This is a genomic window from Kitasatospora atroaurantiaca (assembly GCF_007828955.1).
GTDB classification, from domain to species: Bacteria; Actinomycetota; Actinomycetes; order Streptomycetales; family Streptomycetaceae; genus Kitasatospora; species Kitasatospora atroaurantiaca.
In genome coordinates this window covers 7832282-7857451 of record NZ_VIVR01000001.1, presented here as the reverse complement: position 1 = coordinate 7857451, position 25170 = coordinate 7832282, and the positions used below count along the sequence as shown (strand labels likewise).

The window sequence follows — 25170 nt, the reverse complement described above, 5'->3', positions numbered from 1 at the left end:
TGCTGGTTGCGTCCAACTCCCGCGTGTCGTTGTGTGATTGCCTCGCGCATGTGTACGGGAACGCGGCTGATCGGCCAGAGCGCCGGCCGCGGTATCCGTCGGACATGACGGACACGGAGTGGGCCGTGGTCCGGGCATCGCTGCCGGTGCCGGGGTGGCTGGAGGGGCGGGGCGGCCAGCCGGAGGGCTATTGCCACCGACAGATGCTGGATGCCGTGCGGTATCTGGTCGACAACGGCATCAAATGGCGGGCGATGCCGGCGGACTTCCCCGCTTGGGACCGGGTCTACGCCTTCTACCGACGCTGGCGCGACAAGGGCCTGATCAAGGAGCTGCACGACCGGCTGCGCGACAAGGTTCGGCGGGCCGAGGGCCGGGATCCGGAGCCGACGGCGGGGATCATCGACTCGCAGTCGGTGCGGGCCGCCGCGTCGGTGCCGGCCGCAACGCGCGGATACGACGGCGGGAAGATGGTGCCGGGCCGCAAGAGGCACATCGTGGTGGACTGCCTCGGGCTGCTGCTGGCCGTGCTGGTCACCGCCGCGAACGTCACCGACCGAGAGGCGGGTGCGAGCCTGCTGGCCCGGCTGCGGGCACGGTACTTCCGGCTGACGCTCGTGTGGGCCGACGGCGGCTACACCGGAAGCCTGGTCGACATCGCCGCGAAGGCTTGGCGCATCGCGTTGACGGTGGTCAAACGCAACCACGACACTGCGGGCTTCAAGGTGCTGCCGAAGAGGTGGCTGGTGGAACGGACATTCGCGTGGCTGATGCGCTCACGCCGCCTGGCCCGGGACTACGAAACCCGCACCGACACCGCCGAGGCGATGCTGCTGTGGTCGATGACCATGGTCATGAGCCGCCGCCTGGCCCGCCGGTCCAGCTGAACCGGCCCGGCGTGTCCTCGGCCAGCCAACCCCTGGCCACCAGGCGTTTGGCGCGAGACCGCACCGCACCCTCGATCTTTGCCGGGGCCAGCTCCAGCCCCAGCGCGGCCGCGATCTCCTGACAGCTCATCGATCCGCCTTCGCCGGCATGCTGCCGATCAGCCAGCAGATTGACGATGCGCTGATACTCCACCGCCAGCACGCTCGGCGCGAGCCCGGACCGCCACACCGGCACGACCGAACGGCCCGGCGCCGCCCCGGACGCGGGAGCTGTCTCCGCGGCCTGCTGCCCCTGCGATTCCGCCAGGACCCGGTCGACCCTTTCCCGGGCGATCGTCCATCGCTCCCAGTCCGTCTCCGCGTCCCGCAACTCGGCCACGATCCGGTCCACTTCCTCGCGCAACGACTCCACCCGCTGCCGAGCGGCCAACTCCCGCTCCTCCAGCAATCCCATCACCGACGCCACCCCGGCACCTCCACCGCGAGACAACCCGATGGACCAACCCTGCCGCGCCGCCACGGACTCTATGCCTGGCCTGCGGAAACAAGCCGATCACGCCCGATAAGACAACGGCTTCTCAGTCCTGTTTTGATGGGCCGGGCGCGGAGCACCGCGCCAAGTCTCTTCCCGTCCACCCTGCCCCCGCATGATCGTCCTGCCTGTCCTTGGCGAGTACACCACAGGGCGGCTTCTGCGGAAACTGCCGATGTTTCTGCCAGCGCCTTCTGCCTGGTCATCAAAGCCACGCTCACTGAAGGATGAGCCACGCCTCAACGCCCTTACCTACAGCCATCACGTGGCGGACGGGGGCTGGGCACCGACCTGGGCGGGGTGCGTCTCGCGCTTTCCCGCTCGTGGAGAAGGGGTGAGCCATTGTCTGCGCCGACTGGCTTCGTGCCGGGCCTCACAGCCCGGCCCGTGGCCACGCATGGGAGGACCGAGTCGGGCTACGACGGCCCCCAGTCATCCGCACGTGCCTCGCCGACCACCACCACTACCGCTACATCACCGCCACTGACCTCCCTCTCGGCACTCCCGACTTCAGAAAGCGATTCAACATGGCGATCAGTAACAAGCTGAAGGCTGCTCTGGCGGCGCTCCCCCTGCTCGCCGGCGTCGTCGTCCTGGGCCCGGTGTCATCGGCCCAGGCCAGTGACTGCCCCGAGTACGACTTCGGCGGGCTTAACGTCTGGGGCCCGATGCCGGGGCAGAGCGGAAACGTCGGGCTCGGCGGCGGCAGGGTGAGCTACCTCGGCGGTACGTGCCGGTTCTTCCAGGCGTACATGAACGTCCAGGTCGGCGGCTACGGCGGGAGCGGCTGGAACGTCTCTCTGGATACCTGGGACGAGATCGGCCAACACCGCGATTCCATCTCCGGCGTCCCGAACGGGAACACCCCCTACATCCAGACCCGCGCGATCAATATCGACTGGCCCGCGGCCAGCCCGAAGGGGTTCTCGATCTACCTGAAGTTCGACTACAACGGCTGCCACGTCAACCAACTGTTCGACTACCACGAGTACAGCAACGGATACGACTCCGGCAACCACACCGTCTTCTGCACCCCGTGACGTTCAGGGCAACGCTGTTGTTCGCCGCGGTCTGCACCTGTAGCCCTCTTGGGACAGCGCTCGATCACCCGCACGATGGCAGCGTCCCATCCGCGCTACGGGTCGCGCGGTGAGGGCCCGCACAGACCAACAACCGGAAGCAAGGTGGTCATGAACGGACCCAGCTACCGGCCGAACAAACGCTCCAAGAACCCTGGCGACAAGCCGCCGTGCGCCTAGCGATCCCGCTCGGTCACGTTCCACCGCCGCGGCAGGTCCTCGCCGCAGAAAACGCAGATGAAGTCCTCCTCCCGCACGATGTTGAGCTCCCGGCAGGAGCGGCAGCCGCGGAAGACCACCTCGTGCGTGAAGCCGGACGGGCGCGCGATCCCGATCCGGTCCAGGGCCTTGGCCACGGCCGGCCACGAGCTGACGTCCGGGCAGTAGCCGGTCGACTGGTTGCTGACCTCCTCGACCGTCCACTGCCCGGGCTCCTCACGGAAGCTCATCTCGCCGGCACTCAGCACCGCTTCGCCGCCGGCGCACACCACGTGCTCGCTGCGGCGCGGAGCCAGTCGCAGCACCCCGTCGGCATCGACGACGAACGTGAACGGCTCGGCCATCGCGCAGCCGCGGGGTGGCCTCGGCCTGCATGCGCACCCGGCCGCTGCCCGCCGCGCTGCCCCCGGACCGGCTCACCGGGCTGCTCAACCGCCTGCCCGACCCGCGCACCCGCCTGTCCGCGGCGCTGGCCGCCGTCCACGCACTCGGCTCCCACACCCAGCGCCACCTGCTGACCGAGCACCTCGACCCCACCCGCGGCCGGCTCACGATCCGACGCCCCGGCCGGCTCGACCACACCGTCTACCTCGACGAGGCCCGCCACAGCGCCGACCCCCTCGACCTGGTCCGCCTCTTCGACATCTCCCCCGGCACGGCCATGCGCTACATCAACACCGCCCACCCTGCTGGACCGCCACCGTGACCGACGGGATCAAGGACCGCAGCTGCGGGAGCGGCGCGGGCCAGCGTGATCATGTCCGGTAACAGCCTGATGCCACCAGGTGATGGTGCGTCATGACCTTGGATTCGCGGGCGGGCCCGGAATCGACGCCTTTCGCCCCCGAGTGCGAAGGGCGCCGCCCATGCCGGGTCTTCGAACTTAACCGTGCCCGGTGGCCACGGTCCGCTGTCAGGGTCTTGACGGGTGCAGAACGCCCGTGACGCTCTGTGATTCTTCGAGTTGCGACGCTTGAAGGATCACGTGAAGGGCCACGGGCTTGTCCAACGATACGACGCGGCTGTTCGGCTTGGTCGGGGTGGAGGTGGTCGGCGTCGAGGTCGGCGCCGACGACATTCCGATGCAGGCCCTGGTCACCTGCGATGAGCAGGCCCGATGCTGCCCCGACTGTGGGGTGCGGTCCGGGCGGCCGCACTCCTGGGTACGCACTCGTCCGCGGGACCTGCCCGTGGCCGGGCGGCGAACCGGTCTGACCTGGACCAAGCGCCGATGCCGGTGCGTCAACGAGCAGTGCCGGCGCAAGACGTTCACCGAGGCGCTGCCGTCGATCCCACCGCGGTCGCGGTTGACGTCGCGGCTGCGTACCTCGGTCGGGGAAGCGGTCGCCGACCGCGGAAGAAGGGTGGTGCAGGCCGCGCGCGACTTCGAGGTGTCGTGGCCGGTGGCGAACACCGCGTTCACGGCCGCGGCCGAGGCTGCGCTGCCGAAGGACACGCCGCCGGTGACGCACCTGGGGATCGACGAGACCCGACGCGGGAAGGCGAAGTTCCGCCTGGTCGAGGCGCCCGACGGCGGTGAGATCTGGGAAGTCGTCGCCGACCGGTGGCATGTCGGGCTGGTTGACCTGGTCGGCGGTGCCGGGCTGCTGGAGCAGGTCGAGGGCCGCACCGCGGCCGAACCCTGATCGGGAGATGCATAAATGGTTCATATAAAGCTGCTATGCTTCAGGCGTGAGTCGCCGAGACGCCGCGCACGGCGCTTCCGATGCCATCGGGTCAGCCCTCTACGGTCTGGCCACCAGGGCCGTGAGACGCCTTCCCCGCGACATGAGCCTGACGTCCGCCGCCACCTTGGCCACCCTGGACAAGACCGGCCCGCGACGGATCACCGATCTGGCGGTGGTCGAGGGCGTCACCCAGCCCGCGATGACCGTCCTGGTCCGGGTGATGGAGGAATCCGGGCTGGTCGAGCGGAAGGGCGATCCGTCCGACAAGCGGGTCACGCTGGTGTGCCTGACCGAGGCCGGCGCGTCGTACGTCCGGACGCGACGCCAGGCGGGCGTCGACGCGTACGCGCGGTTGATCGACGAACTCACCGGTGACGAGGTCGAGGCCTTGGCAGCAGCCCTTCCGGCGCTGCTGCATCTGGCGGAGCTCGAAAGCCACGCCCGAGAGGAGTCGGACCGGTGACCGCGGCCCAGGCTCATGACCAGCCCATGAGCACTGCCCTGATACGTTCCGAGGCACGTCTGCTGGTCCCCGCCCTGATGTTCATCGCCCTGGTCGTGGCGGCGGTCGCCAGCCTCGGGACGCCGCTCATCACCAGCGTGGCGACCACGTTCCACGTCTCCCTCGACAGCGCGCAGTGGACGCTGACCGTCGCGCTACTCAGCGGCGCCGTCGCCACGCCGGTCCTGGGCCGGCTCGGAGCCGGTCCGCACCGGCGGGCCACGATTCTCGCCACGCCGGCGGTCGTCGTCGTCGGCAGCGCGCTCACCGTGCTGCCGCTGCCGTTCGCCTGGCTGCTCGTGGGCAGAGCGGCCCAAGGCGTCGGACTCGGTCTCACGGCGCTGATGATGGGCGTGGCCCGCGACCATCTTCCCGAGGAGCGCAGCGCGGCCACGATCGCCCTGATCTCAGTGGTCTCCATCATCGGAGCCGGAGTCGGCTACCCGCTGGCCGCACTGCTCGCCGAGCTCGGCGGACTGCGGGCCGCCTACGGCCTCGGCCTGCTCGTCACCGCCATCGCCTTCGTGACCGCGTGGCGCTCCATGCCCGAAGCCCCCGAAGGCCGCTCCGCCCACGTGAACGTGGCCGGTGCGCTCGTCCTGGCGGGTGGACTGCTCCTCGTCCTGTTCCTGGCCGGCGAGAGGAGCCTGTGGAGCCGACACCTCGCCGTGGCGGTGACCCTTGCCGTCGCCGCCGTACTCCTGCTCTGCGTCTGGACCGTTTCCGAACTGCGAACCACGACGCCCCTGGTCGATGTGCGGGCGGTGCGGCACCCGGCGGTCGCCGGGGCGAACCTCGCCATGTTCGTCGGCGGGATCGGCATGTACCTCCTGCTCACGCTCATCACCCGGTACGCGCAGACGCCGCACGGCGCCGGCTACGGCTTCGGGCTGACGACCTTCGTCGCCGGGCTGGTCCTCATCCCGTTCTCGGTGCTGGGGTTCGTCGCCGGCAAGCTCACGCCGCGGGTCCGCGAACGGATCGACGGCCCCCTGCTCCTGGCCGGCAGCGCCGCCATCGTCGGCGGCGGGTTCGTCCTGTTCGCCACCGCCCGGTCCAACCTGGCCGAACTGCTCGCGGCCATGGGCGTGCTGGGCTTCGGCGTCGGCGGCTTCTCGGCCGCCATGCCCGGTGTCATCCTGGCCGTCACCCCCAAGAGCGAGACGTCGAGCGCCATGAGCTTCAACTACGTCGTCCGCAGCGTCGGGTACTCCCTGGGCAGCGCCATCGGCGGCCTGATCCTCGCCGCGGGCACCGGCCCCGGCCACCTCTTCCCCGACGACAGCGCCTACACCACCGCGGCGCTGGTCGGCATCGGCGCCATGGCGATCACGACGCCGACAAGCCTCGCTCTCGCCCTCCGACGCTCGTCCGAGACCAACCCGTAAGTCAGATGCACTCATCCCAACACTGGAGGTTCCATGCCCAAGGGCTACTGGGTCAGCGTCTACCGCACCATTTCAGACCCTGAGAAGCTGGCTGCTTACAACAAGCTGGCCGGTCCGGCCGTCAAGGCCGGGGGCGGCCGGACCTTCGCCCGTGGCGGTCGGGTCGTGGCGCATGACGCCGGACTTGCCGAGCGCACTGTCCTGATCGAGTTCGACAGCTTCGAGCAGGCCGTCGCGGCGCGCGAGAGTGCGGCCTACCAGGAGGCGCTGGTCGCCCTCTCCGACGGCGTCGAGCGCGACTTCCGCATCGTCGAAGGCATCGACTGACCGAGGTCCAGTCGGATCCTCACTGAGGGCTCACAGAGCTCCAAGAGGCTCGACTCGCCGAGGTGCTGTGCAACGGCAGCTACACCCTCACCCCGCTCGGCCACGACACCCGCGAGGCCCTGAGTTCGGGTCACCGAGTGGTCGCAGCGGTGGGCTGCCGAGCTTGCCGACGCCCCGCCCACTGCCGCCGAGGGTGCCGGCTACGGCCGGCGCAACCGGTTCTGACAGCGGTCCGCGCGCGGGACACCTCAGATGTTCGGCCCGTAACCACAGGACTGGAGACCACGGACCATGACAGAGTTCCCCTCACAGGCGGCGCGAACCGCCGTCGCCGCTGCCCTGGCCGAGGACGAGTCGGGCCAGGACATCACCACCGCGTGGAGCGTTCCCGAAGGCCTGGCGGCCGTGGCCGAGATCCGCGCCCGGCAATGCGGCATCGCCGGCGGTCTCCCCGTGGTCGCCGAGGTCTTCGCCCAGGTCGACCCCGAGGTCACAGTGGAAGCGCTCGTCCCCGACGGCGCCCGGCTGACCGGCGACGATGTCCTGGTGCGCCTGTCCGGCTCGGCGCGCAGCCTGATCACCGGGGAGCGTACGGCGCTGAACTTCCTGCAGCGCATGTGCGGCATCGCGACGCTCACCGACCGCTACGTCCAGGCCGTGGCCGGGACCCAGGCGCGCATCCTGGACACCCGCAAGACGGCGCCGGGCCTGCGCGCCCTGGACAAGTACGCGGTGACCGTCGGCGGCGGCCGCAACCACCGGCTCAACCTCGCGGCGATGGTGCTGCTCAAGGAGAACCACATCGCCGCGGCAGGCGGCGTGACCACCGCGATCGACGCGGTCCGGCGCGGGATGGCGCGCACCGGGCAGAAGGTGGAGACCGATGTCGAGGTGCAGACCGTGGCGCAGGCCGTTGAGGCCCTCGATGCCGGGGCCCGCTGGATCATGCTCGACAACATGCCGGTGGCCGACATCGAAATGGTCGTGAAATTCCGGGCCGAGCGTGCCGAGGCCTCCCGGATCCTGCTGGAGGCCTCGGGCACCGTCCGTCTGGACAGCGTCCGCGCCATCGCCGAGACGGGAGTCGACCTCATCTCGGTCGGCGCGTTGACGCACAGCGCGCCCGCGCTGGACCTGACGATGCTGCTGACGACCGACCCGGTGCCATGCCCGAGGTAGTGGTCATCGACGCGTGTCAGCGGCAGGGCCGGGGCGGCAGCCCGACCGCTGTTCTCGACGAAGCGTCGTTCACCGACGAGGAGCGATGCCGCATTCCCGGGGAACTGGGCACTTCGCACGCCGTCTTCATCCGCGCCACCGGAGTTGAGCGCGGCCGTCCCTCGTACTCGCTCCGGTTCTTCACCGCCGAAGGCGAACTGCCTGCCTGCGGCCACGGCACCGTCGCGGCCCTGGCGCTGCTCGCGATACGCGAAGGCGGCAGCGACCACCACGCCGTGCTGTGTACGACGAGCCGCAGCTTCGAAGGCCGGGCCATCCGAAACCGCGACAGCGTGACAGCGTCGTTCGACCCGGGCCCGGTGAACCTGCGCGTCGTCCAGGCACCCGAGCTAAGGGCGGTCACAGCCGGCCTCGGCCTGGCTGACGAAGCCGTCGTCGGCAACGCCTGCGTGGCCTCGAACGGGCGGCCGAGGCTTCTCCTGCCAGTCCGATCGCGCGCCGCGTTGGCCGACCTCTCCCCAGACTTCGCCCTGCTACGTGCCGCCTGCGACCGCTACGGCCTGTTGGGCTGCTACGCCTACTCGATCCCGGACCGGCACGGCCGGGCAGCCGCTCGGATGTTCGCCCCGTCGATCGGCGTCCCCGAGGACATCGCCAACGCCAACAGCACAGCCTGCCTGGCCGCGCACATGGCCCGATTCGGCACGGACCGCCTCACCGTCGACATGGGCGATCTCCTCGGCAACCCATCCACCATCACGGCAACAATCGACAACACCCACCTGGAACACCCAGTCCGAGTTGGGGGCCAAGCAACTCTCGCACGAACAGTCGTGCGTCAAGCTTGACGTTTGACGTCCACCTAGTTCGACCGGCAACTGGAGCAGGGCGGCCCGCACCACCGGGCCGTCGAGCTCGTCCCGGTCGAAGCGGTGGCGCACCGACGCGCTCGCCGGAAGGTCCGCCGGCACCACCCGGCGCATGTCCAGCCCGCAGGCGCGCTCCGTCGCCACCCGGCCCGCTTTCCGCCCCAGGATCCGCTCGACCGTCGCCGACGGAGTCGCCGCCAGCTGCCCGACGGTGGTTAGCCCGAACCGTTCCAACGTGGCCGCATGCTTCGGGCCGATCCCATCCAGCGCCCCTACCGGGAGCGGTTCCATGAACCACCGCTCATGGCCGGGCTCCACCAGCAGCACGCCGCCGGAGCCGGGCACCCGGGCCGAGGCCATCGCCGCGGCCGCCCGCGTGCCCGCCACGCCGATCCGCACGTCCCGGCCCAGGAGCGCGACCACCCGCAGACGCAGCAGCTCCGCCAACTCCTCAGGCGACCGGTTGAAGTAGCCCTGTGCTCCCCGCAAATCCACCAGGGCCGCTCCCGGCGGCAGGGCCTGCACCACCGGCGAGATCCCACCAGTGCACCGAGGAAGCACCCGTACTCGTCCGGGCCGGGGAAGCCGCAGCAGCGGACATGAAGCACCTGCTGCCCACGCCACCCCGTCACCACGGCCACCCCCCGACTCCAGCGTCCACGGATCGGCCATGCGACCGACCCGGTGCTGACCTCCGAGGCCGGGAGCACCCCCTGCCGCGAACCCGACGCTTGAACCCCACTTCCGGATGCAACTGGCCATCGGGTCTCTGCTCAATCTGCTGCGGGAATCGACGAACCCACTGGCTTCGTGTGGGCCCGGCGCCGATCGCGGCGGTCAGGCCGTAGCGGGCGAGCAGGCGGGTGGCGAGCAGGTCGGCGATGCCGGCGGCGTCGCGCTGGAAGTAGGCGAGGGCACCGGTGACATCGAGGACCGCGGCCTCCGGGGGCAGGGCCTGTACGACGGGGGTGATGTCTGCGAGCACGCCGAAGAGCTCCCCGTACAGCGCCAGCGGCGGCCGGTTCAGACGCAGGTGGAGGATCGTGCGGCCGGTCATCCTGCGCTCCCGGGGTTCTCCTGACACGGGAATGTGTCTCAGCGGTGACGCGGGGATGACCTACCTGGCTCCGCAGCCGCCCGCTGGGCTCAGCCGGCGGAACCGTCGCCGCACCGTCTGAGTACGAGCACCCATGTACCCATGCCGCCCTGAGTACGCGGGCCGATGCCCGCTGGGCGCGGTGCCGGAAGGCTGGACGCATGACACGCCGACTGCTCCTGCTCGCCTCGCTGCTGCTGTTCACCGCCGGCTGTGGGGTGGTGCCGTCCTCCGAGGACGAGGCGACGGACGCCGCACGGGAGGTGGCCAGGAAGGCGGGCCAGCAGCTCTACGGCCAGCGCCCGCGCACGGCGGAGGAGGTCGGCCGCGCCGCTACTGGCATCAACGGGGTGGAGGTACTGCGGCTGACGGGTACCTCGACACACGACGGGGACGGCATCGACGTGGTCGTCCGCACGTCCGGTTCGGCGACCAGCGGGGGGCTCGACCCCAAGGAGGTCACCGTGCGGCGCTGTTTCGCGGTCCGGGTGTCGCCGAAGTCGGAGTGGCGCGAAAATCCCCGCGACGTGGACTGCCCGGACAGCCCTCCGCTGGCCTTCGCCCCACCACCCGAACCGCCCCGGCTGCCGTACGAGGAGCTGCGCGCAAAGCTTCCATGGGTACCGGAGGGCGGCCGGGTGGACGAGGCCGAGGTACGCCGTACGCTCGCCGCCCTGGACCTGCACCCGGCGATCCATGCCGAGGTGAAGGCGGACGGCGGACGGGTCGGCGTTCTCCTGGCGGTAGAGGGCAACGGCTTCGACCCGCAGGACTGCCTTCTTGCCCGCGTGAGCCCCGGCGTCAACGACGTCTGGGCACCGCCCCGGATGCAGCGGATGCCCGGAGAGGGCGGCTGCACCGTCAACAATGCGCTGAACCCGCAACCGGCGCCGCACTGAAATCCGCCCGCGGAGCCGTCCTGGACCGCCTTTCCGCCGGAGCTGCGCGTGCGGCCCGAGCGGAGCCCGGCGTCCTGCGGTCGGCTACTCCCCCGTCGGGCCAGTGGGGATCGCCGTGGTGCGGTGCTGGCGGTGGAGCTCGTCGATCTGCAGGAGCAGCTCGCGGGGGGTGGGTGTCGGGGGCGAGGGTGTCGAGGGCGCCGATGCGGGCGAGGCGTTCGGCGATCGGGTGGGTGGGGCGGGCGCGCGTCCAGAAGTCGGGGATGTCGCTGTAGGGGGCCTCGGCGGCGGTGCGTTCGGCGATCTCGGTGGTGATGCCGTGGACGTCGGCGAGTGAGACACGGAGTCCGAGGCGGCCGTCGGGCAGTTGCTCGGTGCGGTAGGTGGCGGCGGAGTGCTGGACGTCGACGGGGAGGATGGGCACGCCGCGACGCCGAGGCCTGGGACGACGCCGCCAGGCTCGGGTAGGTTCGGGGTGGCCGAGCTCGGCCACCCGGTCCCTGGTCTCGAAGGAGTCGTCGTTGCGGTGTCGGCCAGCAAAGGCGCCCGCACACGTCTGGCCCCAGAGGGCCGGTCCGTCTCGGGTCGGCTGCCCGGTACGCCGCACGCCACCAGACCAACAGCTGAGCCTCAGTGGACCGGCTGTACCGGCGCGTCGAGGGCAGCCTCGTTGGCGTGCGGCAGAGTTGGAGTGTGCACCCTAAAACTTGGTCTCGGGTTGCTGCTGGCTACAGCTCCCGGGATCGGGCGTAGTGGGCCTGCCCGATCTCCTTGCCGGACCACGCATGCTCGAACAGGTCGGTCCCACACTGGCTGGCGAAGCGAGCGCATGACGAGTGATGGCGACACGACCGGGCCTTGTAGCGGTCTGTACGTACCGCTACGCTGCCTCCATGAAGCAGCTGAACGTCCGACTCGATGACGAGGCCCACGAAGCGCTAGAGCAGCGCGCCGAGGCCGCTGGCATGACCCTTCCGGACTACGCGCGCAAGGTCCTCGCCGAGGAAGCCGATGAGCGCCGCGCGCGGTTCCTCACCGCAGCCGCCCACTTCTCCCAGGCCTGGGGTCCTGCATTCGAGGCTGAGTTCGGTCCGTATCCGCAGAGCAACAGCAAGCCGGCGAACGCGGCATGATCCTGCGCGTCGACCGGGCATGGCTACTGGACATCGCCCACCAGTTCCTGCCCCGGGATCCTGACATCACCGATTTTGGCTCGCTGGCAGCAGCCGTTGCCCGGCATGTCGATGAGGTCATGGACGTGCCGGTGTACGGAGGCGTCAACCAGCGTGCGGCCGCTCTCATGCATCAGCTGGTTCGGGTGCCGGCGCTGGAGTTTGGCAACGAGCACTTCGCCGCCGTTGTCGCGGCCTCCTACCTGAGCGCCTCCGGGGTGATCGTCACTGCGGAACCGAAGCAGGCCGTTGAGCTGGCCGGCCGCATCCGGAACGGACAGGCAGACGTACGCGACGTCGCCGAGGCAATCCGGTCCTGGTACCGCTGACGGTCAAGGAGCGAATCCTGCCGCTGCCGACCATGGTCGCCGAGCTCCTCGACACCCACACCGCCAACCGCACCGAGCACCACCTGCTGCTCGACCGTCCGGGCGTCCCACTGGACCGGCACGACATGGCCCGGGCCGTGGCACGGATGGGCCGCTGATGACGCTGCTTGAAATTCCTCAGGTGCTGCTGGTGAGTGGGCTAAACGTGCTGGTGTTGGTTCCCCACCCTTCGGGTGGTGTGGGTCGGCGTGTCGGGATGAGCAGGGTGGTGGGCGGCAAGTCTGCGTGAGCAAGGGTTGGGCCTCGTCGGAGGGGCTGGGTGTTCACGGTGGAGCGGGCAGTCCTCGCCCAGGTCAGCGACCGGGCACCGTGCAAGACCAAGACCCGCCGCCCGCTGTCGCCCGCAGCACTCGCGGAGGCCGAGCGACTGCGTGCACAAGCGGTCACCCGGGGCAGCACGGCCGAGCGGGTCGTGATCAACCTCGACACCTATGCTGCCGTGGCCGACCGGCTGCGGACCGCACCCACACCCGAGGAGGAACCCGGCAAGTGAGCACGTCACCAGCCCAGATGAGTGAAGCACGCCGCTATGCGCAGCTGCGGGCCCACCTTTCCTACCTGAAGCTCAACGACGCGTTCGAGGCCCTGCCGCGGGTGCTGGACCAGGCCCGCGGCGAGAACCTGTCGATGACGGCCGCACTGGAGCGGCTGCTGGAGATCGAAGTCGAGGCCACCGAGGCCCGCCGCCTGGCCGCGCGGGAGCGGTTCGCCTGCCTGCCCGAGCCCTGGACATTGTCGGACTTCGACTTCTCCGCCCAGCCCGGCGTCGACGAGAAGCTGATCCGCGACCTGGCCACCCTGCGGTTCCTGGACGACGCGTCAAACGCACTGTTCGTCGGCCCGCCCGGCGTCGGCAAGACGATGCTGTCGGTCGCGCTCGGCCGGGCCGCGGTCGACGCCGGCCACCGGGTCTACTTCACCACCGCGGCCGAGCTCGCGGCCAAGTGCCACAAGGCCGCACTTGAGGGCCGCTGGAAGTCGTGCATGAATTTCTTCGCAGGTCCCAGGCTTTTGATCGTGGACGAGCTGGGCTATCTGCCGTTGCCCGAGGACGGTGCCTCGGCACTGTTCCAGGTGATCAACCAGAGGTATCTGAAGTCCTCGACGATCTTGAGCACCAACGTCGGCATCGCCGACTGGGCCTCGGCGTTCGGGGACGCGACGGTCGCCGCGGCGATGCTGGACCGCCTCCTGCACCGGGCCACCGTCGTCGGCATCGACGGCCCGTCCTACCGGCTCCGCCACCACCAGTCCCACGCCGAGACGCTTCGCCAGGGAGTGAACGCCCGTGTCTCTTGAACCCACTATCCCCGCAGGCGAGTTGGACCGGACCTGCCCCGAGTGCGGCGCCGGCTTCGCGGTCGACTCGGTGACCAGCCGCCGCAAATACTGCTCGCCGGCCTGCCGCGAGAAGGGATGCGCGCACCTGCCCAAGCAACGGGTCTGCCCGCAGTGCGACAAGGAGTTCACCACCGACGTGAGCCGGAAGAGGAAGTTCTGCTCGGCCGAGTGCCTGGTCGCGTTCCGTCGCAGCAAGGAACAGCAGGAGGCCCGCCTCTGCCCGGTCTGCGACAACCCCTTCCAGGCCGCGAAGACCGTCCGCACCGTCTACTGCTCGATGCTCTGCCGCCAGGAGGCCGAACGCGCCCGTGACCAGGCCCTCAACGAGGAACGGGACCGCCGCCTCGCCCAGACGGCACCGCCCGCACTACCGGCCCGGATCGAGTTGCCTCCACCTCCGTCGCCACCGGGCCGCGCGAGCACGCGGCAGCAGGCACCGGCCCGGGACCCGCTGGAGCCGACCGCGACCCGGAACTGCCCGCACTGCCAGCAGCCGATCACGATCGTCGCGCTGCTGGCCACCCCGGAGGCCGCCCGGCCGACCATGCCCCATCACCGCACCGACGTTGTCCCTCTGCGGCGGACTCCCTGAGCAGGCCTTCCGTCTGTCCCCGGCTCACACGTCGAGCTGGGGACAGGCCCGAGGGTCCTACCCGTCAGCTGGCAGTGTGGACCGCAAGCGCTTGATCGTCCGCAGGATCTCGGTCCGGTTCTTGGCTGCTTTCAACCACGTGGGCAGTCGCTCGACCAAGCTGGCCGGGGCCCAGGGCATGACTTCTCCGCGCTCGCGCAGCTTGGCTGCCACATAGGCATCCAGCAGGTCGAGATGGCGCACGTTATAGGCCCAGAGCACATGGCCGCTGCAGTCCGCCTGCAACCACACCGGACGCTGGAAATAGGGATCGATGGGGGCACCAACGACAGCGGAGTCGACGATCTGATCCTTGAAGAAGCTGCACTCCTTGCAGCGCAGCCGTCGATGAAGGTTCTGGGTTTCGGAGGCAGTGGCTTCCCCATCGGCGAGAGGCCCAGGGTGAGGCGTGACGGCAGCACAGCCATCGCACCGAGGACAGCGAACCAGCACCTCATCGAGGAAGTCATACCCGAATTTGCGCTCGCGCCGATCTCGAAACCGGCCACCGGACGCCGCTGCATTCCCAGTCACCCGACCAGCCTGCCAGAAGGAGATCTCCGCGCAGGGCAGACACCTGTCTCCCCGGCGGCAGGCCCAAACGTGCTCCATACAGATCACCAGGGCCCGGCGACCTTCGGCCGCCGGGCCCTGCCGCTGATGCTGGTCGCTCCCGATCAATCCCCACACCGTTGAAGCCCGAACGAACTGAGGCGGGCAGCACCCCTGGCCGTTTTCGACCATCCTCATCACCGCCACGCCGGCGTGCTGACCCCTTACGTCTTCCGCGGCAGCCGGATCACCCACCTGCTCGACGCCAAGGTGAGCTGGGCGCGGGACGTCGATCTACATGCCGGGCGCCGACGGTGACATCCTCCCCATCGCGCTCGACCAGATCGCGCCCGGGGTGGAGGGGTCGGCGAGCGCCGGCGTTCATGCCGACGGTCCTGCGGAGCAGAGACTCCTCCATCTCGCGGGCCCGGGCCTGTCGTATCGCCTCCTCCCGCCGTGCCGTATCGGCCTCGGCGGCGGCGGTGGCCTGTGCAGGTGCCGGCCGTGGGTCAGCGCGGCGGTGACGGCGAGGATCGAGGCGAGCATGGTCGCCATGGCGACGATCTGGGTACGCGGTTCGTAGGCCCTGGCGGAGGTGGCGGCCACTTGGCCGCCAGCCAGCGGGTCATCAGCAGCCAGGACGGAGCGTCGGCCACGGCGGCAACACACGCGGCCATCCGGGCGGAAGCCTCTTCCGGGCACGCGCCGTACTCGGTGTGGACCAGCTCAGCCCGCTCCAACTCCGCCTGGCAGGTGCCGCAGATGATCGGGCCGCCGTCCAGCAGACCATGGGTGGCCTGGATACGGCGCGGGCCTTCCTCATCGCGCTGGCCACCGTGCGCGTCGCGCAACAGGTGGGTAAGGCACCGGCAAACGGCGGCCACCAAGTGCGGCTGCCACCGCCACCCCGGAAACTGGGTTGGTGATCATCGTCGTACTCCTCGAACCCGAACTCGTCCGCGCTTCTGCGATGGGTGACACCACGGACTACGTCGAGCGCGTGCGTGCCGTACATGCGGCGCCGGCCGACCCCGCCGCACCCGGGGATCCTGGCGACCTGACGTTCTGCGGCATGGACACCGGCCGGATGCAGAGGAACCCCTACAAGGCGCCTCGGCCCGGTGCGACGTGGTACCCGCCCAAGTGGCAAAGCAAGGTGTGCTCGGCCTGCGACAGAGTCCTCGCCGCATCCTGAGGCCACACGGCGCCCGGGCCACCAGAACGGGAAGCGGCCGGGCCCGACACCAATAGGCTCCGAGCCCGCTCAGGGGACCATCCTGACCGCCGGGCACCCGGTGTACGACACCTACGTCGGCAAGCCATCTTGCTCCTGACGACCTGTGGGAGCGGATAGCCCCCTTGCTGCCGCCACGTCCCGTGAGGCGGCACCGCTATCCGGGCCGGTCGCCGGTGTCGGACCGGGCGGCCCTGGCCGGCATCGAATACGTGCTGCGCGAGGGCGTCGCCTGGCGGGACGTGCCGACCCGGCTGGTCGGGTGCCGGTGTGACCAGCTGGCGTCGGCTGCGGGACTGGACCGAGGCCGGCCTTTGGCCACGCCTGCACGAGGTCCTGCTCACCGAGCTGAGGGCGAGCGGCAGCCTGGACATGGACGACTGCGCGATCGACGGCCCCCACATCAGGACGCTGAAAGCGGGGACCAATGTCGGCCCTTCGCCCGTCGACCGTGCACGTCCAGGCTCCAAGCACCACGTGATAGTGGACCGGCACGGCACCCCGCTGGCCGTGTCGCTCACCGGCGGAAACCGCCACGACGTCACGCAGTTGATCCCGCTCCTGAACGCGATACCCCGCATCCGGGGCCTGCGCGGACGGCCCCGCAACAGGCCGCAGATCGCACGTCGCGGCACCGCTCACGGCTCCGGACTCGGCAAGACCCGCTGGGTGGTCGAGCGAACCTTCGCCTGGCTCCACCAGTTCAAACGGCTCCGCACCCGCTACGAGCGCCGAGCCGACCTCCAACAGGGCCTGCTGGAACTGGCGGCCAGCATCATCTGCCTCCGCCGACTCCGGAGATCATTCTGAAATGATCAGTCGGTGAAGCGGCCGAGGACCTGGATATTCTCCGGGCGCACCCAGCGGGCCTCCTGAAGGTTGACGCGGCCGCGCAGGTGACCGAGGTTGTCCCGGGTGGGTGGGCCGGCGGCGAACAGCGCGGCGGTGTCGTCGTCGGCGGGAAACACACAGGCAGCCGAGACGTCGGCGAAAGGCATCGACGGGTCCAGGTTGACCACCGGAATGCTGCCACCCTCGGCCGCCGCACGCTCTTCGACCGGGATCACGGTGTCGTGAACGCCCTCGTAGAACCATCGCAGCGGTGAGGGGACCCGCATCACGATGAACCGCGGCTGCACGTCCGCGGGCACTGTGAGCTTGGTCGTCCCCTCATCGTCGAACCCGGTGAGACCGCCCCACTCGACGTCCTGCAGGATTGCTCGGCCGACGGCAAAGGTGGCCAGCGCGGCCCTGGGAAACGGCCTGGCCATCGCCGCCGGGCCGGCCTGCTGTACCGGCGGGATCCACATCTCCTCCTGCCGCACACGGCCGCCGGCCGCCCTCAGCTGCGGTGTTCGCTGCCAGTCCCGGCGGGCCTCGTCCTTGGTCACCCCGCTGCCCGTCTCCAGGTGGCTGAACACCGGCCCTGGCTGGATCAGGCTCTCGCTCGGCGCTTCGACCTGGCTGTAGACGAGGACCACCAGCGTGAAAGCGTTCGGATGGGCAGCACGGTTCCGTGCCACCTCCGGTGCGATCGCGTCCAGCGCCTGCTGTGCCCGCTTGCCCTGGATGTGATCGTTGATCAGGTTCGACACGAAGTTGATTCCTTGGAACGCGACGAAGATACCCCCGATGGCGGCCGTACCCTTCGGTGACGGCCCGGCCTCGATCGGCGGCTCACTCGGGGTGCCCACCCTGGCGTCGGTACTCGACCTGCCGCCGGAGCCCGCCTCGCCTTCTGCCGAGCGCGTTCCACCCTGTGGGGTTCCCGTCGACCGGGTGCCAGCCGCGGGCGGGGCTGTGGGAGCCGGGCGCGGTGCGGGCTGGTTGAGGTCGCGGAACTCCACCCCCTGGTTGGCAAGGGTGCCTGTCACACCGGTGGACCTGCCACCCGCGTTGGTGACGATCAGCCTGACGGAGCCCGGCAGGCGCTGGCCGGTCTGCAACGCCGTACGCGCGGCGGACAGGGCTGTGCGAATCTCGCCGATGCGCGGCACATCGTCGAATCGGGGCTCGGCCACCAGGGTGGTCAGGTCGCCGATGTTGCGCTGCAGGTTCGTCGTCAGCGCGGTGGCACTGGACACGTTCCCCTGCCGGGCCAAGGACTTGTTGTCCAGCAGGTGAATCTCCAACGGTCCGCCGGTGCGCACCGCCACACCGTCGAAACCGCTCGTGGTCACCCCGTGTCCGGCCGCACCACTAGGACCGCCGAGAAAGATCCACTCCTCCTGCGGATAGGCGAAACCCATAGCCTGCTCGCCGCCGAATCCCCGGGCGTGCGCCGGCCGCATACCACCGGACGGCGGCGTCTGCCGCCGCAGCGCCGCCCCGTGGACACCAGCCGTCAGGTCGACCGTCGCCCCACCGTTCGCCAGCCCGGCGTTGGTCTCGGCTTCCCGCTCGGCAGGGTCGGTCGGTGCACCCACAGGCAGGCTCGCCGAGGTCGCCGCCGGACCGGCCAGTGGCTGCTGCAGCGTGTGGATGAGCTCGTGGGCGAGAAGGTGGCTGCCCTGCTCTGTCTGCGGGGCGTAGGCGCCGTCGGCGAACACGATGTGATTGCCCACCGTGTAGGCACGGGCGCCGACCGCATCGGCGGACTCCCCGGCCCTGGCATCGGCGTGCACGCGGACCTGGCTGAAATCCCTGCCGTACCGCGCGCCCATGGTGGCCGCGGTCTCCTCGTCCAGCCGCTCACCGGCGGCTGCAAGCACCTCGTGCACGACCGGTGGTGCCATTTCGGGCTCCGTGTCGGTCGCCGGGCTGCGCAGCACCGCCTCCGACTGCGGCTGCCACACTCGACGCGTGCGGCTCCTTTCATGTTCGAACATAGTTGACCTCTCCTGGGGCAGTAGGTAGGACAACTCGAATTCCTTGCCTGTGGTCACGACCACTCGGCCCAGCACGATCTGGGAACCGCGCAGCGAAGAGCCGACCATCGGCTGCGGGACTGGACCGAGGCCGGGGTCTGGCCGCGGCTGCACGAGGTCATGCTCACCGAGTTGAGGGCGAACGGCGGCCTGGCCCCCGACGATTGCGCGATCGACGGCCCGCACGTCCAGGCTCCAAGCACCACTTGATCGTGGACCGGCACTGCGCCCCACTGACCGGCGGGCGGCCGCTCTGTCCGTAGCCGAGTGGGATGTCGACCGGCGGGAACCACAGGTCGCACTGGGCCAGCTCGCCGGGCCGGTAGGTGGAAGACGAAGAAGTCCAACAACCCTCGCCCCCGCCGCACAGGTTAAAGATCAAGCTAAGGCCTGTTGCGAAAGCGGATCGTCTGTCAGACCTGCCTGGGATGCTCCGAGCATGGAGATGACAGTGCAGCTGACGATCGACTGCTCCGATCCGCAGAGAATGGTGACTTTCTGGGCCGAGGCCCTGGGCTACGTGCCTGAGCCTCCGCCGGGCGGGCACGCCACGTGGCGTGCTTACTGGGCGGCGGTGGGGGTGCCCGAGGCAGAATTGCCGGCCGGTGCCGGGGATATTCCGGAGTCGATCATCGATCCCGCGGGACGTGGACCGAGGGTGTGGTTCCAGCAGGTTCCAGAGCCGAAGGTCGCCAAGAACCGGTGGCACTTCGACCTGAAGGTTGGTGGAGGCCGTGACGTCCCACTGGACGTCCGCACACAGCGGGTCAAGGCTACGGTGGAACGGCTGGTTAAAGCTGGTGCCACCGTGCTGCGGATCAAGGATGAGCCGGACACGGGGCTCTACGCCGCCGCCATGCAGGACCCCGAGGGCAACGAATTCGACGTCGTCTGAGGGCCGTTGCGACGGTGCTGGTCACAGCCACTCGTTCACGGCTGCGACCAGCACAGTCGCCTCGTAGCGGACGGAGAGCTTGTCGCATCTCGTGGCCACTGCCCTGTGCCTTTTAAGTCGGTTGATGCCGCACTCGACCGCATGCCGAGCCTTGTAGTCCTCGGCGTCGAATCTGGGCGGCCGGCCGCCGCGAGAGCCCAGCTTCTTGCGGTTACGTGCCTGGTCGGCCTTGACCGGGATGGTGCAGCGGATGCCGCGTCGGCGCAGGTAGGCACGGACCGGCTGGCTCACTCGCCACCCCGCCGCCCTCACTCTCGATGAAGAAGTCCAGCGCAAGGCCGTCCTCGCCCACTGCCCCGAACTGGACACCGCCGCCCGCCTGGTCACCTCCTTCGCCGAGATGCTCACCCTCCTGGACGGCGAACGCCTCACCGACTGGATCACCGAAGCCATCACCTCGGGCCTGCCCGGGATCAGCACCTTCGCGGCCGGCCTGAACAGCGACTACGACGCCGTCGAAGCCGGACTGACCAGCCACTGGAACTCTGGCCCCGTAGAAGGAGCCGTCAACAGGATCAAGATGCTGAAACGACAAATGTTCGGACGTGCTGGCTTCCCGCTCTTGCGAAAGCGAGTCCTTCTCGCCTGACGCTCCGTGACCGCGCCGCGGCAGGTGTGCCACCCCCCAACACCCTGTCAGAAACAATCAGCCGGTTCAGAAGGCGGTTTCTCCCAGGCCACCGAGTACCGGCGGAGCACATGCCGGCGGTAACGCATGCCGGGCAGCAGCCGACGCGCGGCGGCCCGCACCTCCCCGTAGCTCATCTGTGGGTCGGCGACGGGCATCCCCTCTGGGCCGCGCGCACGACGTAGCACCTTCGTGATCCGTACGACCGGGGCCGCCGCGATCACCGCTGCCCAGTCCGCCACGCTCGCCTCGCGGGCCAGGCCGACCACAACCAACGTGCCGCCGGGCCGCAGCAGCTCGCTCATGCGAGTGAGCGCCGCCTCGAAGTCCATGTGATGGACCGTGGTCACCGAGCAGATGAAGTCGAAGCTCCCGGCGGGGAGGTCGGCTGTGAGGAAGTCTCCCTCGATGAAAGCGAGGGTCGGGTGGCCCGCGGCAAGCTTGCGTGAGCAGGCGATCATCTCAGGTGACTTGTCGATCCCGGTCACCCGCTTCGCTCGCCCGGCCAGTTTCCGCGCCAGCAGTCCGTCCCCGGAGCCGACATCCAGCGCATCGCCGCACACCTCGGGAACAGCTCGGAGGATGTCGGGGTGCCGGGCGACGTTCGTGTTCCAGTACGGCTTCGGATCGGGCTCGCGCATCGATCTCCCCATGACTCTTCGGGCACCCAATCACACAGGTTCTACAGCACCCAGCGTGACCGTTCCACAAGACTGATGCCGTTGGCGATCTTTAAATAGTGCGGGTTCGAGGCCCGTCGCTCAGTTGCAGGGGCCTTCGCCCTGACTGGTGGACACGCTGATACTGGATCTGCTTGATTCGGAGGAAGCGAGAACACCGCCGATGGCGATGAAGGACTACTCGGACGAGTTCAAGGCCGATGCCGTGGCCCTGTACGAGTCCACGCCCGGGGCGACCTACAAGAGCATCGCCGCTGACCTGGGTATCAACAGGGCGACGATTCGGAGTGGGTGCTGCGGGACCGCGAACGCCGTGGCGTCGCCCCCACCGCCTCTCGGGCAGGCGAGGCAGCACCGGCCGGGACGGGACAGCCGGCACCGACCGCCGACCCGGACGAGCGGATCCGGCAGTTGGAGGCCCGGGTGGCCGAGCTTGAGGCGAGCGAGCGGAAGCTGGCCACCGAGCGGGACATACTCCGCAAGGCGGCCAAGTATTTCGCCGGCGAGACGAACTGGTGAGCCGCTTCCAGTTCGTCCACGACCACCGGGACGCCTACGAGGTGAAGCGGCTGTGCCAGGTCCTGGACGTCAACCGGTCCAGCTACTACAAGTGGCTGAGCGGTGCCCAGGCCAGGGCGGTCCGGCAACGCGAGGACCGGCTCCTGGCCGAGGAGATACGCCGCATCCACGCCGTCTCCGGCGGCGCCTACGGCTCGCCCCGGGTGACCGCGGAACTGCGCGAGTCCGGCGCGCGGGTCAACCACAAACGAGTCGCCCGCGTCATGCGGATGTACTCCATCGCCGGTGTCCGCCTGCGCAAAAGGGTCCGCACCACGATCCCGGATCCGGCCGCGCAGACGGTTCCGGACTTGTTCCAGCGGGACTTCACCGCGCCGGAGCCGGGACGCAAGTACATGGGCGACATCACGTATCTGCCGTTGGCGGACGGGGAGTTCCTCTACCTGGCGACCGTGCTGGACTGCTTCAGCCGGAAGGTCGTGGGCTGGTCCATCGCCGATCACATGCGCACCGGCCTGGTCGCCGACGCGCTTGGGATGGCGGCCGCGACCCGCGGCGGTCTGGACGGGGCGGTGTTCCACACCGATCACGGGGCGCAATACGTATCCCGGGCCTTCGCCGACCTGTGCTCGGACTTCGGCGTCACCCAGTCGATGGGCTCGGTCGGCAGCAGCGCGGACAACGCGGCCTGCGAGAGCTTCCACGCCTCCCTCAAACGCGAGACGCTCCAGGGCGCCCGCGACTACGGCGACCCCGTCACCTGCAGAAGGACCGTCTTCGCCTGGCTGACGCGCTACAACACCCGCCGCCGCCACTCCGCCAACGGCCACCTCAGCCCCAACGAATACGAACGACGACACCACACGGCTAAGCTCACGCTCGCCGCGTGACACACGAACGCGTGTCCACCTTCAAGGGCGAAGGCCCCAGGTCCTGGAGGCGGGCGTCGAGCATGGCCTGCGGCCAGCATCCCGCGTTCACTCCGGAGGCCAGCACCGTCTGCTCGACGAACTCCCACCCCGCCCGGCGGTCCCCTTCGGTGATCTGCAGGTACTGGAGTGTCAGGCCGGGGGCGGCTCCGGTGACGTGCCAGCGGTCCCTGCCGCCATCGTGCTCGACGGCCCATAGCCGAGCGGTGCCTCCCAGACCGGCGTGGTCGGTGCCTGCGGTGTAGTTGTTGTGGAACCACGTGTCGTATTGCTCATACGCCTTGCCGTCCGGAGCGAGGCCGGCCAGCTCCTCGGCGCGGAACTGCTCGTCCTCGTCGTCGTGGCCCGCCGGTGGCATGGGATAGGTCGTCACTGCTGTCCTCCTCTGGTTGTTCACGAGCGGTGCCACCAGCAGGGTATGAGGGCCCTGGGAGTTCGTTTCCCGCCATCGAGCTGCGCCGCTCCGCCTCACAATCCGTTCGACTCGGCGTGACAGGATGTCGCCATCGGCTGGGAGGGACGGCGATGGGCATGCCCGAGTGGTGGCGGAACGTGGTGGCGGTCAGCGATGCGCTGGATGTGGTTGTCGATGACGACCTCTCGCTGATCTTTCGGGCAGCCCAGCTGGCCGACGCCTTCGTCGGGACCGCCTCGGAGTTGACGCAGGACCAACGGCGGCAAGTGCTGGGAACTCTGGAAGAGGCGCTCTGCCAGGGCAGCGAGGACGATGCCGCAGCGGTCGCCACTGGCTTCCTCGAGGCCCTCCTGAACGCATGGGACAACGGCTTCGATCTCCGCCTGGTCTGGGATGACCTGGGACCGGAGTCGCAGTCCTACTGCCTGGCCTGGAACAAGTTCTGGGGCATCAAATCACCGGAGTGGATGCGCTCTTCCTGACTCGCGGCTTCCGTCGTTCACTGCCCGCAGCCACGGCACGAGTTCGACTGACAGGCTGATCCGGCGCCGTTCCCGGTCGACGGCGAGGATCCGCACGCAGATGCCCTGGCCTTGATGGAGGTGCTGCAGGGGAGCTCATCCGGCTAGACACTGTGCCGACGGGCCTAGGCAGTGTCGTCAAAGTGATCTTGAGTAGTGGATCATGGTCGGGTGATACGTCGCCATGAGTTGTCCGATGCCGATTGGGATCTCCTGCGGCCTTTGCTACCCAAGTCCTCGACGGGCCGTCCCCGATTGGATGACCGCACGGTTCTGAACGGGATCGTGTGGAAGTTCCGGACCGGGGTGGCTTGGCGGGACGTGCCCTAGCGGTATGGGTCGTGGGCCACCCTGCACACCCGGTTCCGCCGGTCGGCCAGGGACGGCACCTTCGAGCAAATGCTGCGGGCCACGCAGGCGAAGGCGGACGCGGCCGGTGACATCGACTGGCTCACCTCGGTCGACTCCACCATCGTCCGCGCCCACCAGCACGCCGCCGGGGCTCGAAAACGGGGGTGCCGGGGTTGGCCCGCCGCCGGTCGATCGCCGCAAATCGGGCAGCAAACACCACCTCATCTGCGACGGCAACGGCACCCCGCTGAAGGTCATCACCACCGGCGGCAACGTCCCCGACATCACCCAGGCCCTGGCCGTCGTGGATGGCGTCCAACCGGTCGCCGGACGCCCCGGACGACCGCGCAAGCGCCCCAAATCCCTGCTCGGTGACAAGGGTTACGACAGTCGCCACGTCCGCCGGGAGCTTCTCCGACGCCGGATCCTGCCCGTCATCTCCCGACGTGGAGAACCCGACATCCGCGGCCTGGGCAAGCTCCGCTACGTGGTGGAACAGACCTTCGCCCTGCTTCACCAGTTCAAGCGCCTCGCCGTTCGCTGGGAACGACGCCTCGATCTCCACGACTCGCTCATCTCACTTGCCTGCGCGCTCATCTGCTGGAGACGCCTCAACAAGCCAACCCTGTGATCCTGCTATGAGTGCAACCAGTGGCACGATCCTAACGTTGGGTCATGAGCAGGGTGCGGGTGGACCGTTCGAGTCCCGACGTGGTCGACGTGGTGCTTCGCGAGGGAGTCGGGCCGCTCGTGTTCGCCGCCAAGCGCTGGCCCGGGGAGGTGCTCGGGTCGCTCGTGGCCGGCGCCCTCTGCGGTATCCCGGTCTATGTGGTCATGGCGCTGATCTTCAGTCTCGAACCCGGCCGGATCTGGGCTCTGGTCGGGATCGCCGCCGTGCTGGGACTCGTCGTCAACACGTTCGTGATCCTGTACGGGGCCTTCCGGGACGTGAACCGCTTGCGGTTCTCCCCCGCCGCCTCCCCCGACACCATGACCGTCATCCGGGGCTCCCGCACGGACCGGCCGGGCCGCTCACCGGCGTCCGGCAGATCTGGATCGACCACGCCATCACGGAGTCGCACGAGGAGGATCGGAAGCCCATCAACGCCAAGATCACCCTGTACGTGCTGCTGAAGAACGGCCACCTGATCCGGCCCACGTCACTGCCCCGGTGGACGACCGATACCACGGCCATGTGCCAAGAGCTGCAACAGATACTCGCCCCCTCCGCCGTCCAGGTGGACCTGGTCGTCCGACGCCGGGTGCAGTACCCGTCGATGGGCGGTCACGGCGGCTCCACCGGCGGAGGCTCCTGAGATCC

32 protein-coding genes and 6 pseudogenes are annotated in these 25170 nt (G+C 69.3%); 29 read left to right on the top strand and 9 right to left on the bottom strand.

What is annotated here, in order from left to right; all coding sequences use genetic code 11:
* Positions 1 to 104: 104 nt before the first annotated feature.
* On the top strand, positions 105 to 887 hold the full coding sequence (locus FB465_RS35375) for an IS5 family transposase (protein WP_145796936.1): 783 nt from the start codon (positions 105 to 107) through the stop codon (positions 885 to 887).
* Here the strand turns inward: FB465_RS35375 and FB465_RS35370 are convergent.
* Positions 853 to 1353: a hypothetical protein gene (locus tag FB465_RS35370; RefSeq protein ID WP_145796937.1), complete on the bottom strand. Its 501-nt coding sequence runs from the start codon at positions 1351 to 1353 to the stop codon at positions 853 to 855. The two genes, FB465_RS35375 and FB465_RS35370, sit on opposite strands and share 35 nt — an antisense overlap.
* A gap of 593 nt (positions 1354 to 1946) precedes the next feature.
* On the opposite strand from FB465_RS35370, the gene FB465_RS35365 reads away from it, so the two are divergent.
* A complete protein-coding gene (locus tag FB465_RS35365) occupies positions 1947 to 2459 on the top strand; it encodes a hypothetical protein (protein WP_145797033.1) in 513 nt (170 codons plus the stop codon).
* Positions 2460 to 2674: 215 nt separating this feature from the next.
* On the opposite strand, the pseudogene FB465_RS35360 reads toward FB465_RS35365, so the two are convergent.
* A pseudogene (locus tag FB465_RS35360) lies at positions 2675 to 3061 on the bottom strand (hypothetical protein); the annotation flags it as partial.
* A gap of 29 nt (positions 3062 to 3090) precedes the next feature.
* Between FB465_RS35360 and FB465_RS35355 the strand changes: the two are divergent.
* From FB465_RS35355 to FB465_RS35320, 8 genes are all read left to right on the top strand, one after another.
* Complete coding sequence (locus FB465_RS35355; RefSeq protein ID WP_145797031.1) at positions 3091 to 3423, top strand: hypothetical protein; 333 nt, start codon at positions 3091 to 3093, stop codon at positions 3421 to 3423.
* Between the two features lie 295 nt (positions 3424 to 3718).
* Complete coding sequence (locus tag FB465_RS37635) at positions 3719 to 4363, top strand: transposase family protein (RefSeq protein WP_145797030.1); 645 nt, start codon at positions 3719 to 3721, stop codon at positions 4361 to 4363.
* A gap of 46 nt (positions 4364 to 4409) precedes the next feature.
* Positions 4410 to 4868 (top strand): MarR family winged helix-turn-helix transcriptional regulator, encoded by a 459-nt coding sequence (locus FB465_RS35345; RefSeq protein WP_246193097.1) that lies wholly within the window; start codon positions 4410 to 4412, stop codon positions 4866 to 4868.
* Positions 4869 to 4894: 26 nt separating this feature from the next.
* A complete protein-coding gene (locus tag FB465_RS35340) occupies positions 4895 to 6295 on the top strand; it encodes an MFS transporter (protein ID WP_145797029.1) in 1401 nt (466 codons plus the stop codon).
* A gap of 33 nt (positions 6296 to 6328) precedes the next feature.
* Complete coding sequence (locus FB465_RS35335; RefSeq protein ID WP_145797028.1) at positions 6329 to 6622, top strand: DUF1330 domain-containing protein; 294 nt, start codon at positions 6329 to 6331, stop codon at positions 6620 to 6622.
* Positions 6623 to 6913: 291 nt separating this feature from the next.
* Positions 6914 to 7801 carry a carboxylating nicotinate-nucleotide diphosphorylase gene (nadC, locus tag FB465_RS35330; protein WP_145797027.1) on the top strand — a complete coding sequence of 296 codons (888 nt, stop codon included), beginning with the start codon at positions 6914 to 6916 and terminating at the stop codon, positions 7799 to 7801.
* Positions 7801 to 8649, top strand: a complete 849-nt coding sequence (locus FB465_RS35325; protein WP_246193096.1) for a PhzF family phenazine biosynthesis protein — start codon at positions 7801 to 7803, stop codon at positions 8647 to 8649. The genes nadC and FB465_RS35325 overlap by 1 nt, the downstream gene beginning before the upstream one ends.
* Positions 8650 to 8959: 310 nt before the next feature.
* On the top strand, positions 8960 to 9142 hold the full coding sequence (locus FB465_RS35320; RefSeq protein WP_145797025.1) for a hypothetical protein: 183 nt from the start codon (positions 8960 to 8962) through the stop codon (positions 9140 to 9142).
* A 156-nt stretch (positions 9143 to 9298) separates the two neighbouring features.
* Here FB465_RS35320 and FB465_RS35315 read toward each other — a convergent pair whose 3' ends face one another.
* Entirely contained in the window at positions 9299 to 9727 is a 429-nt protein-coding gene (locus tag FB465_RS35315) for a hypothetical protein (RefSeq protein ID WP_145797024.1), read from the bottom strand.
* A 200-nt stretch (positions 9728 to 9927) separates the two neighbouring features.
* On the opposite strand from FB465_RS35315, the gene FB465_RS35310 reads away from it, so the two are divergent.
* The gene (locus FB465_RS35310; RefSeq protein WP_145797023.1) at positions 9928 to 10665 is read left to right on the top strand and encodes a translation initiation factor IF-2; all 738 of its coding nucleotides are present in this window, start codon (positions 9928 to 9930) and stop codon (positions 10663 to 10665) included.
* Here FB465_RS35310 and FB465_RS35305 read toward each other — a convergent pair.
* The gene (locus tag FB465_RS35305; protein ID WP_170290776.1) at positions 10628 to 11089 is read right to left on the bottom strand and encodes a helix-hairpin-helix domain-containing protein; all 462 of its coding nucleotides are present in this window, start codon (positions 11087 to 11089) and stop codon (positions 10628 to 10630) included. The two genes, FB465_RS35310 and FB465_RS35305, sit on opposite strands and share 38 nt — an antisense overlap.
* Positions 11090 to 11558: 469 nt before the next feature.
* On the opposite strand from FB465_RS35305, the gene FB465_RS35300 reads away from it, so the two are divergent.
* From FB465_RS35300 to FB465_RS35280, 6 genes are all read left to right on the top strand, one after another.
* The gene (locus tag FB465_RS35300; RefSeq protein ID WP_145797021.1) at positions 11559 to 11798 is read left to right on the top strand and encodes a plasmid mobilization protein; all 240 of its coding nucleotides are present in this window, start codon (positions 11559 to 11561) and stop codon (positions 11796 to 11798) included.
* Positions 11795 to 12166 (top strand): fic family toxin-antitoxin system, toxin component, encoded by a 372-nt coding sequence (locus FB465_RS35295; RefSeq protein WP_145797020.1) that lies wholly within the window; start codon positions 11795 to 11797, stop codon positions 12164 to 12166. Before FB465_RS35300 ends, FB465_RS35295 begins: the two co-directional genes overlap by 4 nt.
* 32 nt (positions 12167 to 12198) lie before the next feature.
* Positions 12199 to 12324 (top strand): hypothetical protein, encoded by a 126-nt coding sequence (locus FB465_RS37630; RefSeq protein ID WP_281292375.1) that lies wholly within the window; start codon positions 12199 to 12201, stop codon positions 12322 to 12324.
* A 161-nt stretch (positions 12325 to 12485) separates the two neighbouring features.
* On the top strand, positions 12486 to 12719 hold the full coding sequence (locus FB465_RS35290) for a hypothetical protein (protein WP_246193094.1): 234 nt from the start codon (positions 12486 to 12488) through the stop codon (positions 12717 to 12719).
* Positions 12720 to 12736: 17 nt separating this feature from the next.
* Positions 12737 to 13525, top strand: a complete 789-nt coding sequence (gene istB / locus FB465_RS35285) for an IS21-like element helper ATPase IstB (RefSeq protein WP_145797019.1) — start codon at positions 12737 to 12739, stop codon at positions 13523 to 13525.
* Positions 13515 to 14159, top strand: coding sequence for a hypothetical protein (locus FB465_RS35280; protein ID WP_145797018.1), 645 nt, complete (start codon positions 13515 to 13517; stop codon positions 14157 to 14159). Before istB ends, FB465_RS35280 begins: the two co-directional genes overlap by 11 nt.
* Before the next feature lie 57 nt (positions 14160 to 14216).
* Here the strand turns inward: FB465_RS35280 and FB465_RS35275 are convergent, their stop codons facing one another.
* Entirely contained in the window at positions 14217 to 14732 is a 516-nt protein-coding gene (locus tag FB465_RS35275; RefSeq protein ID WP_211785926.1) for a hypothetical protein, read from the bottom strand.
* 316 nt (positions 14733 to 15048) lie between these two features.
* On the opposite strand from FB465_RS35275, the gene FB465_RS35270 reads away from it, so the two are divergent.
* The 3 genes and pseudogenes from FB465_RS35270 (at position 15049) to FB465_RS35260 (ending at position 16794) form a co-directional block, all read left to right on the top strand.
* Positions 15049 to 15333, top strand: a complete 285-nt coding sequence (locus tag FB465_RS35270; RefSeq protein WP_145797017.1) for a hypothetical protein — start codon at positions 15049 to 15051, stop codon at positions 15331 to 15333.
* 339 nt (positions 15334 to 15672) lie between these two features.
* Positions 15673 to 15945 carry a hypothetical protein gene (locus FB465_RS35265; RefSeq protein WP_145797016.1) on the top strand — a complete coding sequence of 91 codons (273 nt, stop codon included), beginning with the start codon at positions 15673 to 15675 and terminating at the stop codon, positions 15943 to 15945.
* A 143-nt stretch (positions 15946 to 16088) separates the two neighbouring features.
* Positions 16089 to 16794, top strand: a pseudogene (locus FB465_RS35260) (IS5 family transposase).
* Between the two features lie 5 nt (positions 16795 to 16799).
* On the opposite strand, the gene FB465_RS35255 reads toward FB465_RS35260, so the two are convergent.
* Positions 16800 to 18719 carry an eCIS core domain-containing protein gene (locus tag FB465_RS35255; RefSeq protein ID WP_281292396.1) on the bottom strand — a complete coding sequence of 640 codons (1920 nt, stop codon included), beginning with the start codon at positions 18717 to 18719 and terminating at the stop codon, positions 16800 to 16802.
* Between the two features lie 201 nt (positions 18720 to 18920).
* Here FB465_RS35255 and FB465_RS35250 point away from each other — a divergent pair.
* Positions 18921 to 19046 (top strand): annotated as a pseudogene (locus tag FB465_RS35250) (IS5/IS1182 family transposase); the annotation flags it as partial.
* A 244-nt stretch (positions 19047 to 19290) separates the two neighbouring features.
* Positions 19291 to 19746, top strand: coding sequence for a VOC family protein (locus FB465_RS35245; RefSeq protein ID WP_145797015.1), 456 nt, complete (start codon positions 19291 to 19293; stop codon positions 19744 to 19746).
* Between the two features lie 21 nt (positions 19747 to 19767).
* Here FB465_RS35245 and FB465_RS35240 read toward each other — a convergent pair.
* Positions 19768 to 20061: pseudogene (locus tag FB465_RS35240) on the bottom strand (IS5 family transposase); the annotation flags it as partial.
* A gap of 31 nt (positions 20062 to 20092) precedes the next feature.
* Between FB465_RS35240 and FB465_RS35235 the strand changes: the two are divergent.
* Positions 20093 to 20395, top strand: a pseudogene (locus FB465_RS35235) (transposase); the annotation flags it as partial.
* Between the two features lie 47 nt (positions 20396 to 20442).
* Here the strand turns inward: FB465_RS35235 and FB465_RS35230 are convergent.
* Positions 20443 to 21075, bottom strand: coding sequence for a class I SAM-dependent methyltransferase (locus FB465_RS35230; protein WP_145797013.1), 633 nt, complete (start codon positions 21073 to 21075; stop codon positions 20443 to 20445).
* A 202-nt stretch (positions 21076 to 21277) separates the two neighbouring features.
* On the opposite strand from FB465_RS35230, the pseudogene FB465_RS35225 reads away from it, so the two are divergent.
* Positions 21278 to 22523: pseudogene (locus tag FB465_RS35225) on the top strand (IS3 family transposase).
* On the opposite strand, the gene FB465_RS35220 reads toward FB465_RS35225, so the two are convergent.
* On the bottom strand, positions 22507 to 22935 hold the full coding sequence (locus FB465_RS35220; RefSeq protein ID WP_145797012.1) for a hypothetical protein: 429 nt from the start codon (positions 22933 to 22935) through the stop codon (positions 22507 to 22509). The pseudogene FB465_RS35225 and the gene FB465_RS35220 overlap by 17 nt on opposite strands.
* A 152-nt stretch (positions 22936 to 23087) precedes the next feature.
* On the opposite strand from FB465_RS35220, the gene FB465_RS35215 reads away from it, so the two are divergent.
* The 5 genes from FB465_RS35215 to FB465_RS35195 all read left to right on the top strand — a co-directional run bounded on the left by FB465_RS35215 (position 23088) and on the right by FB465_RS35195 (position 25165).
* The gene (locus FB465_RS35215; protein ID WP_145797011.1) at positions 23088 to 23459 is read left to right on the top strand and encodes a DUF7674 family protein; all 372 of its coding nucleotides are present in this window, start codon (positions 23088 to 23090) and stop codon (positions 23457 to 23459) included.
* 195 nt (positions 23460 to 23654) lie between these two features.
* Positions 23655 to 23828 carry a transposase gene (locus FB465_RS38065; protein ID WP_145797010.1) on the top strand — a complete coding sequence of 58 codons (174 nt, stop codon included), beginning with the start codon at positions 23655 to 23657 and terminating at the stop codon, positions 23826 to 23828.
* A 106-nt stretch (positions 23829 to 23934) separates the two neighbouring features.
* The gene (locus FB465_RS35205) at positions 23935 to 24480 is read left to right on the top strand and encodes an IS5 family transposase (RefSeq protein ID WP_170290774.1); all 546 of its coding nucleotides are present in this window, start codon (positions 23935 to 23937) and stop codon (positions 24478 to 24480) included.
* Between the two features lie 80 nt (positions 24481 to 24560).
* On the top strand, positions 24561 to 24983 hold the full coding sequence (locus FB465_RS35200; RefSeq protein WP_145797008.1) for a hypothetical protein: 423 nt from the start codon (positions 24561 to 24563) through the stop codon (positions 24981 to 24983).
* The gene (locus FB465_RS35195) at positions 24974 to 25165 is read left to right on the top strand and encodes a hypothetical protein (RefSeq protein ID WP_145797007.1); all 192 of its coding nucleotides are present in this window, start codon (positions 24974 to 24976) and stop codon (positions 25163 to 25165) included. Before FB465_RS35200 ends, FB465_RS35195 begins: the two co-directional genes overlap by 10 nt.
* The last annotated feature ends 5 nt before the right edge of the window (positions 25166 to 25170 follow it).